Origin of the sequence: Nodularia chucula CCY0103, assembly GCF_963923915.1 — a bacterium.
In the GTDB taxonomy this organism is placed as follows: domain Bacteria; phylum Cyanobacteriota; class Cyanobacteriia; order Cyanobacteriales; family Nostocaceae; genus Nodularia; species Nodularia chucula.
In genome coordinates, this window is sequence record NZ_CAWUOL010000025.1 from 1 (window position 1) to 14,229 (window position 14,229).

12 protein-coding genes and 2 pseudogenes are annotated in these 14,229 nt (G+C 42.0%); 6 read left to right on the plus strand and 8 right to left on the minus strand.

Going from position 1 to position 14,229, the window contains the following annotated elements:
- Positions 1–258 precede the first annotated feature (258 nt).
- A complete protein-coding gene (locus ACM0OP_RS09595) occupies positions 259–756 on the minus strand; it encodes a pentapeptide repeat-containing protein (RefSeq protein ID WP_414528181.1) in 498 nt (165 codons plus the stop codon).
- 136 nt (positions 757–892) lie between these two features.
- Here ACM0OP_RS09595 and gcvT point away from each other — a divergent pair, with 136 nt between their 5' ends.
- The 3 genes from gcvT to gcvP all read left to right on the plus strand — a co-directional run bounded on the left by gcvT (position 893) and on the right by gcvP (position 5,656).
- Complete coding sequence (gcvT, locus tag ACM0OP_RS09600) at positions 893–2,029, plus strand: glycine cleavage system aminomethyltransferase GcvT (RefSeq protein ID WP_414528182.1); 1,137 nt, start codon at positions 893–895, stop codon at positions 2,027–2,029.
- Between the two features lie 100 nt (positions 2,030–2,129).
- On the plus strand, positions 2,130–2,519 hold the full coding sequence (gcvH, locus tag ACM0OP_RS09605; RefSeq protein WP_414528183.1) for a glycine cleavage system protein GcvH: 390 nt from the start codon (positions 2,130–2,132) through the stop codon (positions 2,517–2,519).
- A 278-nt stretch (positions 2,520–2,797) separates the two neighbouring features.
- A complete protein-coding gene (gcvP, locus tag ACM0OP_RS09610) occupies positions 2,798–5,656 on the plus strand; it encodes an aminomethyl-transferring glycine dehydrogenase (protein WP_414528184.1) in 2,859 nt (952 codons plus the stop codon).
- Positions 5,657–5,754: 98 nt separating this feature from the next.
- Here the strand turns inward: gcvP and ACM0OP_RS09615 are convergent, their stop codons facing one another.
- Together ACM0OP_RS09615 and ACM0OP_RS09620 are read right to left on the minus strand one after the other, a co-directional pair.
- Positions 5,755–6,654 carry a helix-turn-helix domain-containing protein gene (locus ACM0OP_RS09615; protein ID WP_414528185.1) on the minus strand — a complete coding sequence of 300 codons (900 nt, stop codon included), beginning with the start codon at positions 6,652–6,654 and terminating at the stop codon, positions 5,755–5,757.
- A gap of 120 nt (positions 6,655–6,774) precedes the next feature.
- On the minus strand, positions 6,775–8,142 hold the full coding sequence (locus ACM0OP_RS09620; RefSeq protein ID WP_414528186.1) for an MATE family efflux transporter: 1,368 nt from the start codon (positions 8,140–8,142) through the stop codon (positions 6,775–6,777).
- Positions 8,143–8,395: 253 nt separating this feature from the next.
- Here ACM0OP_RS09620 and ACM0OP_RS09625 point away from each other — a divergent pair, with 253 nt between their 5' ends.
- Complete coding sequence (locus tag ACM0OP_RS09625; protein ID WP_414528187.1) at positions 8,396–9,727, plus strand: pentapeptide repeat-containing protein; 1,332 nt, start codon at positions 8,396–8,398, stop codon at positions 9,725–9,727.
- An 81-nt stretch (positions 9,728–9,808) separates the two neighbouring features.
- On the opposite strand, the gene ACM0OP_RS09630 is transcribed toward ACM0OP_RS09625, so the two are convergent.
- From ACM0OP_RS09630 to ACM0OP_RS09640, 3 genes and pseudogenes are all read right to left on the minus strand, one after another.
- Positions 9,809–10,162 (minus strand): hypothetical protein, encoded by a 354-nt coding sequence (locus ACM0OP_RS09630; RefSeq protein WP_414528188.1) that lies wholly within the window; start codon positions 10,160–10,162, stop codon positions 9,809–9,811.
- Positions 10,163–10,434: 272 nt separating this feature from the next.
- Positions 10,435–10,884: pseudogene (locus ACM0OP_RS09635) on the minus strand (Clp protease N-terminal domain-containing protein); the annotation flags it as partial.
- 138 nt (positions 10,885–11,022) lie between these two features.
- A pseudogene (locus ACM0OP_RS09640) lies at positions 11,023–11,280 on the minus strand (ArsR/SmtB family transcription factor); the annotation flags it as partial.
- Between the two features lie 154 nt (positions 11,281–11,434).
- Here ACM0OP_RS09640 and ACM0OP_RS09645 point away from each other — a divergent pair.
- On the plus strand, positions 11,435–11,755 hold the full coding sequence (locus ACM0OP_RS09645; RefSeq protein ID WP_414528189.1) for a HigA family addiction module antitoxin: 321 nt from the start codon (positions 11,435–11,437) through the stop codon (positions 11,753–11,755).
- 61 nt (positions 11,756–11,816) lie between these two features.
- Here ACM0OP_RS09645 and map read toward each other — a convergent pair whose 3' ends face one another.
- Together map and ACM0OP_RS09655 are read right to left on the minus strand one after the other, a co-directional pair.
- Positions 11,817–12,581: a type I methionyl aminopeptidase gene (map, locus tag ACM0OP_RS09650; RefSeq protein WP_414528190.1), complete on the minus strand. Its 765-nt coding sequence runs from the start codon at positions 12,579–12,581 to the stop codon at positions 11,817–11,819.
- Complete coding sequence (locus ACM0OP_RS09655) at positions 12,578–13,597, minus strand: Gfo/Idh/MocA family protein (RefSeq protein ID WP_414528191.1); 1,020 nt, start codon at positions 13,595–13,597, stop codon at positions 12,578–12,580. Before ACM0OP_RS09655 ends, map begins: the two co-directional genes overlap by 4 nt.
- Positions 13,598–13,871: 274 nt before the next feature.
- Here ACM0OP_RS09655 and ACM0OP_RS09660 point away from each other — a divergent pair, with 274 nt between their 5' ends.
- Positions 13,872–14,171, plus strand: a complete 300-nt coding sequence (locus ACM0OP_RS09660; protein WP_414528192.1) for a ferredoxin — start codon at positions 13,872–13,874, stop codon at positions 14,169–14,171.
- Positions 14,172–14,229 lie beyond the last annotated feature (58 nt).

Sequence of the window (14,229 nt, forward strand, 5' to 3'; positions counted from 1 at the left end):
CCCCTAGTAGTTTACTTCTACTTGTGTGTACACCGTAGCCTACAGGAGGTGGGGAACCGGATTTACAGTGAAATTCGGTTTTTAGGGCTGGAAACCCTTTTTGGATCAGGATGTGTGTACACGGTAGTTGCAAAGGAGAGGGAACTGGATTTTCTTGTTTCCACCCTTGGTAAAGGGGGATTAACGGGGGTAAAAATGTGATAAAACTTACCGCTAAAAACTTATCAAACAACCTCTTAGCGGTTGGTATATTTAAAGTTAACTTCTACATTCTAAAGATTCCCGCGTATCGACACCAGTCTGAGAATTTACTCCACTGGCTTGAGTGCAAAGTTTTTTAATCTGCGTTCCATCTAAAATTGCGTTAGTAAAATCAGCTCCGGTGATGTCAACATGATCAAATACAGAACGTAACATCATGGCGTTGGTGAATACTCCATCAGTTAAGTCTGCATCTTTAAACTGCGTCAGATAAGCGATACCATCGCTAAAATTTACACCATGCAGATTTACTCCCTCTAACAGAGAACCGTTAAATACGCCACCACGAAAGTCAGCATTGCTAAAATTAGTATTCTCTAAAATCACATTGGTAAATTCAGAACCTACTAAGTTTTGACCGGAGTAATCCTTAACTTCCAGTTCTTCACCGACTGAACGGGTAATGCTAGAAGAACTAGCAGCTTCAGCCGATAGGGGAAAGAAAAACAGAACCATAGCTAAAATACAGCTAGCCAGTAGTTGCCAATACTTCATAATCTTTTGTTAATAAATCTCAACAATTGGACTATTAACTATTAAACCTTACAGGTAGCTCGATTAGCGGTGGGAGTGTCAAAAACCATCACTTAGGATATATAGATAGTATTGAAGTGCGATCGCAAAAATACCTGTGGCTAATCAACAAGAAATCACCCAAACCCCAGCACGAACCCCTTTATATCAAAGCAGTGCAGCACTCAAAGCCCGCTTTACCAGCTTTAGTGGTTGGGAAATGCCTGTACAATTTACTAGTATTAGCAAGGAACATGAAGCTGTCAGAAGTACCGCCGGGATGTTCGATATTTCCCACATGGGCAAATTTACCCTCCAAGGTAAACACCTAATTGACCAACTTCAGCCTTTAGTCCCTTCAGACTTGCATCGCTTACAACCAGGTGAAGCCCAATACACTGTATTATTAAATCCCCAAGGGGGAATAATTGACGACATCATTGTTTATTATCAAGGTGAAGATGATACTGGTAAACAACAAGCCGCAATTGTTGTGAATGCAGCCACCACAGACAAAGATAAATCCTGGCTATTGCAGCAACTTGACTTAAATCAGGTAGAATTTCAAGACCTATCACCGGAAAAAGTGTTAATTGCCATCCAAGGGCCAAAAGCAGTTCAATATCTCCAGCCCTTAGTCAAAGAAGACTTGCAACCAATCAAAGCCTTTGGTCATCTTTCCGCCACAATACTAGATAAACCTGCCTTTATAGCCCGCACAGGTTACACCGGTGAAGATGGTTTTGAAGTGATGCTAGATGCAGATGTGGGAGTGGAATTGTGGCAAAAACTCCATGAAGCTGGCGTTACCCCCTGCGGACTCGGTGCGAGAGATACCCTAAGACTAGAAGCCGCAATGGCACTTTATGGACAAGATATTGATGATACCACCACACCCCTAGAAGCAGGTTTGAGTTGGTTGGTTCACCTGGATACCAAGGGTGACTTTCTCGGTCGAGAAGTTTTAGCGCAGCAAAAAGCTGATGGAGTAGAGAAACGATTAATCGGCTTACAAATGCAAGGGCGGAATATTGCCCGTCATGGCTACCCAGTGCTATCAGGAGGTGAAGTTGTGGGAGAAATTACCAGTGGGACTTTATCGCCTACACTGGGTTATCCCATAGCCTTAGCTTACGTTCCTACCCAGCTAACAAAGGTTGGTGAACAGCTAGAAATTGCCATCCGGGGTAAAACTTACCCAGGGGTTGTCGTAAAACGTCCCTTTTATCGGTCAAAAAATCGTGTCAGCAGCTGATAATGTGTTTTGAGTTACTCAATCTCAACGCTGGTTAATTACCAACCATAACTGAGATAACTTTGGGGCGCTAATATTTTCATCTCGAAGGAAAACTGATATGTCTTTTGAATATCCACAGGATTTAAAATACCAGGATACTCATGAATATGTGCGGCTAGATGGCGAAATTGGTACTATTGGCATTACTGAATTTGCTGTAGAGCAAATGGGGGATGTCGTATTTTTGGAACTGCCAGATATTGGTGAATTACTGACCAAGGGGGAAACTTTTGGCACTATTGAATCTGTGAAGGCTGTTGAAGACCTGAATGCACCAGTGACCGGTACAGTCATAGAACGCAATGAGGCTTTAATTGCATCTCCTGAAGAGGTGGCGGATGACCCTTATGGGGAAGCATGGTTATTAAAAGTACGTGTGAATGATGCAGATGAAGTGCTGGATAGTTTGACTGCGGATGAGTATCGCGCTTTAGTAGAGGGCGAATAGAGAAATGTGGGGATGGCTACGGTGTACACACAAGTGGATCTGATCCCCCTAAATCCCCCCTTTTTAAGGGGGACTTCCAGCAAATTTCTCCTCTTCTCTCTGTATAATTTGCAGAGCCAACAGATAATGAAACCCTGACAATTACCCCCTGTGCAGCTTGTTTCCTGCTACATCAGTCCCACTTATTATGAGTATTTGTTGCAAAATATGAAATAGTTCTGTTTGGAGTTCCACTTGTGGTATATTACGCACCTCTTCCCAAATCAAGCGACGAACTAATGCTGAGTCAAAGGAGTTCACAGTTGGGTAATTTTGTACAACGACACATTGGTCCTAACTCTGATGATATCCAACAAATGCTTGCGGTTTTGGGTTTCGATAATTTGGACTCTCTGATTGATAAAACAGTACCCCAGGGGATTCGACTACAAAAAAAGCTGAATTTACCACCTGCTCAAAGTGAGTATGCAGCACTGACAAGGTTAAAACAAATTGCTGCTAAAAATCAGGTGTGGCGTTCATACATCGGGATGGGATATTACGACTGTGTTACCCCGCCGGTGATTCAACGCAATATTCTAGAAAATCCTGGTTGGTATACAGCTTATACTCCTTATCAGCCGGAAATTGCCCAGGGGCGACTGGAAGCGTTGCTGAATTTCCAAACGATGATTATTGACCTCACGGGTTTGGAAGTTGCTAATGCTTCTTTACTGGATGAAGGAACAGCTGCTGCTGAGGCGATGAGTCTCAGTTATGGTGTTTGCAAAAGTCAAGCTCAGGCTTATTTTGTGTCTGTTGATTGTCATCCCCAAACTATCGACATCTTAAAAACTAGGGCTAAACCTCTGGGAATTAAGATTATTGTTGGGGATCATCAAAGTTATGATTTTGCTGAACCGATTTTTGGGGCTGTGCTGCAATATCCGGCTAGTGATGGCACGATTTACGATTACCGCGCTTTTATTGAAAAAGCCCATGCTGAGGGTGCATTGGTGACGGTAGCAGCCGATCCTTTGAGTTTAACTTTACTGACTCCACCGGGAGAATTTGGTGCTGATATTGCTGTGGGTAGTACCCAGCGCTTTGGTATTCCGTTGGGGTTTGGGGGACCTCATGCGGCTTATTTTGCGACAAAGGAACAGTATAAGCGTCAGGTTCCAGGAAGAATAGTAGGAGTATCAAAGGATGCTCAGGGTAGGGCTGCGTTACGTCTGGCTTTGCAAACCCGTGAACAGCATATCCGTAGGGAAAAAGCTACTAGTAATATCTGTACTGCACAGGTGTTGTTGGCTGTGATGGCGGGTATGTATGCTGTATATCATGGTGCAGATGGCATCAGAAATATTGCTGAAAATATTCACCGATTAACTGTAACTTTGGCGGCAGGATTGCAGCGTCTAGGTTATCAGATTAGTTCTGAATATTTCTTTGATACGTTGCGAGTGGACTTAGGTACACAGTCTCTACCAGCTATTTTGGCAGGTTGTCAGGGAAGGGGCATTAATCTGCGGGTTTTTGATGAGAAATCTGTGGGGATTTCTGTAGATGAAACGACGACAGTAGCGGATTTAATTGACCTCTGGCAGGTTTTCGCTGTTACTGATAATCTGCCTTTTACTATAGAAGAATTATCTCCATCTTCTCACGTACTCTTACCCCGTAGTAGTAACTATCTGACTCATCCTGTTTTCAACCGCTATCACTCGGAAACTGAGTTGCTGCGGTATTTACACCAGCTAGAAACTAAGGATTTATCTTTGACGACATCGATGATTCCTTTGGGTTCCTGCACTATGAAGTTGAATGCAACGGCGGAAATGATTCCTGTGACTTGGGCGGAATTTGGCAAGATTCATCCTTTTGCGCCACCGTCACAAACACGGGGTTATCAAATTCTGTTCCAGCAACTTGAGGGATGGTTGGCTGAAATTACGGGGTTTGCGGGAGTTTCTTTACAACCTAATGCTGGTTCTCAAGGGGAATATACGGGACTTTTGGTGATTCGTCGCTATCACGAAACTCGTGGGGAAGGACACCGCAATGTTTGTTTGATTCCGGAGTCGGCACATGGAACTAACCCAGCCAGTGCGGTGATGTGTGGGATGAAGGTGGTGGCAGTTGCTTGTGATAGTTTGGGTAATATTGATCTGGATGATTTGCAAGCTAAGGCAGAGAAGCACAGTCAGCAATTGGCAGCTTTGATGGTGACGTATCCTTCTACTCATGGTGTGTTTGAGGCGGGGATTCAGGAAATCTGCGCGGTGGTGCATGGTCACGGTGGCCAAGTTTACATGGATGGGGCGAATATGAATGCTCAGGTGGGTATTTGTCGTCCTGGGGATATTGGGGCGGATGTCTGTCATTTAAATCTGCACAAAACTTTTTGTATTCCCCACGGTGGCGGTGGCCCTGGTATGGGGCCGATTGGTGTGGCGGCACATCTTGTCCCGTTTCTTCCTGGACATTGTGCTGTACCTGCTACTGGTGATGGTCAAATTGGGGCGATCGCAGCTGCGCCTTGGGGTAGTGCTAGTATTCTGGTGATTTCGTGGATGTATATTGCCATGATGGGTGCTGATGGTTTGACTGATGCAACTAAGGTGGCAATTCTCAATGCTAATTATATTGCTCACAGGCTAGGTGATTATTATCCGGTGCTGTATAAGGGGCAAAATGATTTGGTGGCTCATGAGTGTATTTTAGATTTAAGGTTGCTCAAAAAATCTGCAAATATCGAAATTGATGATGTTGCCAAGCGGCTAATTGATTATGGTTTCCATGCTCCCACTGTTTCTTGGCCTGTGGCGGGTACGATTATGGTGGAACCGACGGAAAGCGAATCTAAACAAGAGTTAGACCGTTTTTGTGCGGCGTTAATTGGGATTCGGGAGGAAATCTCGGCAATTGAATCTGGGAAAATGGATGTTGAAGATAATTTATTGAAGAATGCACCCCATACTGCTGAAAGTCTGATTTTGGGAGAATGGACTCATCCCTATTCTCGTGAACAAGCTGCTTATCCTGCGCCTTGGACTCGTGAACATAAGTTCTGGCCAAGTGTGGGGAGAATCGATGCGGCTTTTGGCGATCGCAATTTTGTTTGTGCTTGTCTACCAATGGATGCTTATCAGTAAAAAATACTGAACCCCCTAACCCCTCCCCTTCTCAAGGCTACCGTGTACACCGTAGGCCAGCGAGGAGGGGAGAATAGCAGGTGCATGAGATATAAAAATTAGTGTATACCCTTGAATTTTTTAGGAGTAACCCCAGTAAAACGCTTGAAATTTTGCGTAAAATTACTTTGGCTATTAAACCCAACTTTTAAAGCAATTTCTGCAATATTTAACTGGGAATGCAATATTAATTCTTTCGCGCGTTCTACTCGACACTTTATGACAAATTTGTAAGGAGCAAAACCAGTTGCTTCTTTAAATAAACGCGCAAAATGATATTGACTTATTTCTGCTTGTTCAGCTAATGCTGCTAAGGAAATATGTTCTGCTAGATTCTGGTGGATATAATCAATAGCTTGCTGCAATTTATATTTGGTTATCCCACCCTTGAAATTTTGTCTAACTGCTTTTCGACCAGAGTAATGCTGCAATAAATATGCCGCTAAAGCTGTCATCATTGACTCAGCGTAAAGAGAGCTTCCTTGTGGGTTTGTTTGTAATATATTTTTTAATGCCAAACAAATCTGGTAAATTAATGGGTCAGGTTTATCAAAATGAGGTACTAATTCTACTTTATCAGGGTCAATTGATTCGTAAGCAACACGAGCAATAATAGATGGATTAAGAATTATAAATGTACAATTACCTGCTTGGTTACAAGCTAGTTTATGGGGTGTATAAGCAGGAATAATGGCGACTTCTCCTGTACTAACTGAAGTTTCTTGTCTTTTGTTTTCAAATACTCGCTCTGATTTAGCTACTTGGGTCAGTTCGCTAACATCAATTAAATGCTCTATATAAGAATGTTCAACACTTTCCCAAGCTGGTAAGCTGTTATGTAGAAGTTGGATACCTTTCCAGCCTCTATTAAGACTGGAATATACTGGTTGGCAAGGTAAAATCTTTAAAATATCTTTTTCTTTTTTCAAATCAATAATTTTAGACTCGTTTTTTGGCATCACCTTTACCCGATTTTTTCTGGGATTTTGGGTCTAATGGAAGCGTTGAATATCATGAAATTATCTACTGTGATTTAAAATTTATTATGCTGTATATGAAAGAAGCAAAATCCAAAATGGTTAAGTTTTATTTTTCGATAACAACTTGCGAAAACGCCAGATAAAACATCCTGCGGAAATTGCGACACCTATTGACTGTCCCAACCACAAACCTGTACCACCAAAACCGAGGTGAAATCCCAGAATATAACCCCCAGTTAAACCAATTCCCCAAAAAGATATTAAGCTTAAAATGACTGGTACGCGAGTATCTTGTAATCCTTGCAATGCTCCATAAGTAGTTTTTTGTACGCCATCTAAAATTTGTGCAAAAGCTGCGACTGTTAATATTGGAGTTGCAAGGGCTAACAATTTAGCATTTTCTGGATTGTTGATATCTAAGAAAAGCCCAATAACTTGTTGTGAATGAGTTAACAGCACTATTGCCATTAATGTCATGAATATTGCTGCACTGGAGATACTAACATAACCTGCTCTGAGTATGCCTTCAAAGTTTTTCTGTCCCAACCATTGACCGACGCGAACTGTTGCGGCAAAGGACATCCCCAAAGGTACCATGTAAATTACCATTGTTGTTTGCAAAACAATTTGATGAGCTGCCAGTACATCGGTTCCTAATATACCCATGAGATAAGTAATAACCGCAAACAATCCACTTTCTAAAGCTGTAGCAATCCCTATCGGTGCGCCAATCCAGAGTAATTCTCGGATGATTGTTAGTTTAATGCGATGTAAATTTTGAAATATTTGATAATTTTTAAGTCTCTTGTGTTTGAGGACATAAATTACTAAAGCCAAAAACATGAGCCACTGAGCAAGAGCGCTTGACAAAGCTAAACCCGCTAATTCCATTCGAGGAAAGCCAAATCTACCATATCCTAAAGTGTAATTTCCAGTAATATTAAATAATGTTCCTCCAATGACGATTGCCATCACCGCACGAGCTTGAGAAAGTCCGGAGACAAAGCTCCGCAGCATTGCAAATCCCACGACTGGAAATAATCCCCACAATATTATATCTAGGTAGCTCTTGGCTAAGTTAACGATATTGACTGCTTGCCCAAATTTAAGCATAAAACCATCTATGTGCCTAATTAAGAACATTGTTGGCAGAGCAATTAACAGTGATAACCATAATCCCTGTTGTCCTAATGCAGAAACGCGCTTTTTATTACCTTCACCGTGAGCTTTAGCTACAAGAGGGCTAATTCCCATCACAACACCACTTGCTGTGTAAGATAGCACAAGAAAAGTTAGGGAAGCTAAACCACCCGCAGCGAGAGCTTCTTGTCCTAATCTACCCATCATTACTGTGTCTACAAAACCCGTTATTGATTGTGCTACTTGAGCGGTTGCTAAGGGTACTGCTAGTTGGATAAATTCTCGGATTTCTGTTTTTAAGTTGGATTTTAGAGACGTTAAACTCATAATTCGGTAAATGGTAACTGGCTATTATTTTGAAATAGATGATTATTTCAATGGGTTTTATATATTTATAAATAAATGATGTTGAAGAGAAAAATCTTTCAGTTTCTTGCGTGAGTATAAAAATCTTGCTATTTTAATGGGTTGGTACAACAGTTTTATTCTTGGGGGTGGGTTTGACGGGCGGTGTGGTATGAATGATTGCATGGGGATTGATATCATTAAAGCCTACTCGCCACTCCTTATTCACTGCATAATGACTGAATCTCACTCGTCTTTACCAGAACCAGAGCCTTTACCCAGAGAAGATTTTGAGGGTATTAATGGTGAACATCACTTAACTCCGGATGCACTAGCTGCACAGGAATCTATAGCGACAATTGCTTCTTTGCAATCTCCGCAAAATAAAACTGCTTTACAACAAGCCCATTCTCAGATTCAGCAATACACTGTTACTAAATTCACAGTCAAGCCGAGAGCTTTAGTTTTAACTGTGGTGGCGATCGCCATTACTGGCGTAGGACTGATCATCAATAACTGGGTTATCGGCCTGTTGGGAACGCTGATGACTTTGGCGTTATCTCTGACAATGTTGTTACCGTGGTGGCAATATGTGGTACAACAGTGGTTTTCGTCCCAAGATAGAACGCTGTTCGTGGCTTCTGTGGGGCTAATAGTGGGGATAATCGGTTTATTTCAGTTTACTAGTTTGGGCGATCGCTTACAGCTGTGGGTGAAGCAAATCGGCTGGGAGGCTTCCGGTACTTTAGCAGAATGGTTTGGGGCTTTAGGGCAAATTTCTATTGCGATTGTTGCTGTCTATGTCGCATGGCGACAATATGTGATTTCTAAAGACTTGACAATTCAGCAAAATCTGCTCACAGTTCAGCAAAATATTATTACCCAGCAGCAAACTATCGATTCCTATTTTCAAGGTGTCTCAGATTTAGTATTAGATGAAGAAGGATTATTAGAGGATTGGCCGCAAGAACGGGCGATCGCCGAAGGACGTACAGCAGCTATATTTAGCAGTGTAGATGGTAGTGGTAAGGCAAAAATAATCCGTTTTCTCTCCCGTTCTAAATTACTTACTCCTTTAAAGCGCGATCGCCGTTTAGGTAGAGCCATTCTCGATGGTATGGGGGGTTATGAAGAAGACCGCTTAGATGGTGTACGGGTAATAGATTTAGGGGTGATGTTAGCCGCCGCAGACCTATCTAGTAACGATTTGCGGTGGACTGACCTGAGTGAAGCTAATCTGGTTCGTGCTAATCTCAGCAATTGTGATTTAGTCAAAGCTAACCTGGCTCGGACTATCCTATACAGTGCTAATCTCCGTGGGGCTGATTTGAATGGGACTCGTTTTTTTTATGGTTCAGTGGCCACAGCATCCCCCCGCAGTCGCAACGAAGTACCAAACTATGAAACTGGCGAATACACTGGCGCTGTCGTAGAGAATGCTGATTTCAGTGATGTCCAGCGTCTACCTGAAATCACGCGTCAGTATTGTTGTGCTTGGGGGGGCGAAAAAACTCGCGCCACGATTCCCGGCGGTTGTGAGGGTATTCCTAATAAATTGGGAAGATGATGACGGTCTGGAGAATCTTTATTTTACGTTAACTCAAAATTGCTGTTTGTAATCGTAATGACTAGCTCTATGCCATCTAAATTATTTTTTTTCATCATATTTTCGCTCTGAAAATGTAAGTATACCCATAACTCTTGTAATATCACAATTTGTAAAAATAACTAACTTTTTGTTAGATGATGATACGCGATGGATAAATATTTTGCTATCTTTGGTTTTATCTAGCTCCTTCAGTAGCTTGTTAAATCCTCTGATTTTGCCTGACAGTGAAGACGGTAATCCCGCACGAAGACTATAGATGTCGAATACTTGTTTTGTACAGACTGTACAAGATTTTATAGAAGGGGCAGTTTCATTATACAAAAGACTTTCGTATCTTTCTAATTCCTCGCCTTTTAAATAATCAGATACAAGACTTTTAAGTTTATTCCACATAGTTACCCTCTAAGGTGTTACAGCAGTTTGAGATCAAACCCGCCACAAAAATAAATCGCAGAATAGAGTCTGGTAAGTAAGTCGGTGCAGTAAAACCAAACTATGTAAACAAAAGTAAACAAGGGTCAAACTCTTTCTCCCCCTGCTCCCTGCCTGATTGCAAGCCCTAATTATTTACGCCGACCTACTTAATGGGTTTGATCATGTCTATCTGTGGCACGGTTTCCGCCAGGGTCAATATTTCTACGCCATCCTCAACTCAAAGCTGCTTGTAGTTGCTGTTCTAAAGAAACTAAGTCTACCCCCAGATTTTGCAAAACCTGAATTGCTACTCCTTGTCCGATATTTCTTGCACCTTCACGGAGAATACCCAACAGCAAATGCTCTGTACTAATGTAGTTGTGATCAAGTTTTTGAGCTTCTGCAACCGATAGTTCCAACGCTTGCTTGGCTCTGGGAGTAAAGGGAATATCTACAGGTGTCAGTTTGTTACCTCTACCAATAATTTTTTCTACCTCTATCAGCGCATTTTCTAAGTTTACGCCCATAGAGTTGAGAATCTGGGCAGCATTACTACCTTCACTGACTAATCCCAATAAAATTTGCTCTGTGCCAACATATTGATGACTTAAGCGGCGGGATTCACTTTGAGCTGTACTAATAACGGCGATCGCAGAAGTGTTGAATCTCTCAAACCCTTTGAGATAGAACTTCTCAGACATTAACCCAAAGAGTCTTTCAAAAATAGATGCAAAAAATTTTTCAATCATAAACCCTTCCTGCATGAATGTATGATCAAATGATTCCGGGATGCGATCGCGCTTGGTTTTGCCTGTAGTCAAAAATGACAACAAATCCTCCATTGTCTCAGCATTTGCTGAATACCACAGAAATTGTTTATCTTTTTGGCAAGTGACTAATCCCTCATTTCGCAACTTTTCTAAATGGTGTGATAACGTTGAGTTCGGGATTTTCAGCTTCTCCTGAATCTCACCTACTGTCATTCCCTCTGGGTAAGTTGCAAACATCAATCGCATAATTTCCAATCGAGATTCTGACCCCAGTGCAGCAAAAATGTCTGCATACTGCGCTGTGTTTTTTTGATCTAACTTTTTCATATTTCTAGAATAATCGAAATAAAAGCTAGTGTCAAACAGAGCCTAAAAACTTAATTAGCTGAATGTGCAGATTCTTTAACTGTTAGGCCATAAGTCCCCCGCTAAATTTGGTCATCAGAATCAGTGATGAGATATTAAGAAGAATTTTTTTACCATGACTAAGACCACCCGTCCCTTTACTCCCAATTGGGTATCTTCCCCTGGTGATGCGATCGCGGATTTCTTAGAAGAGCGTGATTGGACACAAGCACAGTTAGCAGAGCGTTTAGGCTATAGTATCAAACATATCAGTTTGCTAATTAACGGCAAAGCACCTCTTAATGAAGAAACAGCCCTGAAGCTAGAACGGGTTGTGGGGAGTACAGCAGCATTTTGGCTCAGATATGAAGCTCAATATCGCGCTGCTTTAGCCAAGAAGGAAGAAGAAAACCGCGTAAATAATTATTGCAATCGGGCAGAGCGGGGAGCAGGGTGAGAAAGAGTTTGAGCCTTGTTTACTTTTCTTTACATAGTTTGGTTTTACTGCACCGACTTACTTAATCAGCCAGGGTCAATATTTCTACACCATCCTCTGTGACAGCTAAAGTATGCTCACATTGAGCCGACAGTTGGCGATCGCCAGTCACAGCTGTCCAACCATCGCTGAGAACCTCCACTTCCCAAGTACCCTCATTAATCATCGGCTCAATAGTGAATACCATTCCTGGTCTGAGACGTTTACCTTTGCCCCGTGTACCATAATGGGGAATATCGGGCGCAGTGTGGAAAATATTACTAATACCGTGTCCCACAAAGTCCCGCACCACAGAAAATCCTTGGGATTCGGCATACTCTTGAATAGCTGCACCAATATCACCAATTTTTGCCCCTGGCTTAACTTCAGCAATCCCCAAACGGCGACATTCTTCAGTTACTTCTACCAACTTCTGGGCTTTGGGGGAAGGAGTCCCCACTAAAAAGGTTTTAGATGTATCACCGTGGTAGCCATCCACAATCAATGTCACATCAATATTGATAATGTCCCCATCCTTAAGAATTTGTCTGGCGTTAGGAATACCATGACAAACTACCTCATTTACACTGGTACAAATTGACTTGGGGTAGCCTTTGTAACCCAGAGGTGCGCTTTTGGCTCCGTGTGCTTGTGTCCAACGTTCCGCCTCATCATTCAATTGCAGAGTTGTGACTCCTGGCTTCACCATTGGCTCTAGGTGCTGTAAAAGTTGCGCCGCCAAGCGTCCGGCTTGACGCATTTTTTCCAGTTCCCGTGTAGATAAAATTACAATTGGTTCAGTTTTCATAAATGGGTTTCGCCAGTATCGCTCATAAATATAGTTAAACCTGTCTCTGCCGCTATGTGAATAGCATCAGCAACCTTGAGAGCATATAAACTTGCCTCTGCGGTGACATACAAAGCAGTGCCATGAAAAAGATGATCTAACACCATAGTTGTATCTTTAGCAAATAAACCCCGACGGGTTCCAACCTCTATGGGTGTTGTTTTCCCAGACTGGATTAACATTCCTTTGTCGCCATCAAAAATTAGACCACCGTTTTCGCCGTGAACTTCAAATTTACGCTCTGGTTGCCACAGGGTTTCACCTTTACCATAAACCACTTGTGCTAACAGTCCATTTTCAAAACACAGTTGACTGATGCAAAAACAAGTTTGATAGTAATCTGATTCTATTTCCCAATAGCGCTGATGACAGTTAACGGCAAAGACTTTACCAAATAAATCGGTGAGACGATGTAATCTGGACAGTGCGCCAATTAACGGAAAACCAAACAAATCATGGTTATAAGTCCACTTCCGGGGTGCGGGATGCTGAGGATTGATGGTGCTGTAGCGAACATAAAAAATCTCGCCAACTTGGGGTAAGTTTTGCTGTAAGGCTTGATGTAAACCACCCAAGAGTTCGATGTGTTCTACGTGTAAGAGTTTATTTTGGGATTTAGCTAAGGCGATTAATTCCTCAGCTTCTTTAACATCTACAGATAGGGGATATTCAACAATTACGTGTTTACCTTGTGTCAGTGCTGCACGGGCGATCGCACCATGATCGCGGTTAATTGTAGAAATCACCACCAAATCAATATCTGAGCGCTGTACTAGTTCTTCCCAGGAAGTTAACGCTGCTGTTTGATATTGTTGGGCAAAGGCTGCTGTATTTTCTGGCTGATGACCTGCGATCGCTACTAGATTTGTACGTTGATCAGCAACCAATGCCTCAGCCCTATGTTTTGCTGCATATCCAGTCCCCACTAACCCTACACGCACTTTTCCTGTTTCCAAAGCTGCTTCTGAATTATACATGATTCTCACCAGTTCTGTTTATCACATCCCACCCTGAGAATAGGGGAAATTCTCCCTTGTTCTCTACCAAGATTTAATACATAAATTAAACTTATGATTATTTAATAACTCAACTTCATTACTAATCGCGGTGAATTTCTAGTTAAAACCTGTAATTTTTCTCGTAGTATCAGAATTGAAGCAAATAAAAACTAGTGGCTAATTTCATAAATAAAACCCTGTGCTTTGCTTCAGGATAACTTATACTGCCGTTTGCATAAGAGAGGATTACTTAATGGCTACTTTCAAAGTCACCTTAATTAACGAAGCCGAAGGTCTAAACCAAGTAATTGACTGTGAGGATGATACCTATATTCTCGATGCTGCTGAAGAAGCTGGTCTTGACTTGCCCTTTTCCTGCCGTGCCGGTGCTTGCTCAACCTGTGCTGGTAAAATTGTCAAGGGTACTGTTGACCAATCTGATCAGTCATTCTTAGATGATGACCAAATTGAAGGTGGATATGTGCTGACCTGTGTAGCTTACCCAACTTCTGACTGTACAATCGAAACCAATAAAGAAGAAGACCTCTACTAAGAGTTCACTGTCTAAATAAAAATTGCTGCTGAGATTATAGGGGTGTAAGCCTTTGCAC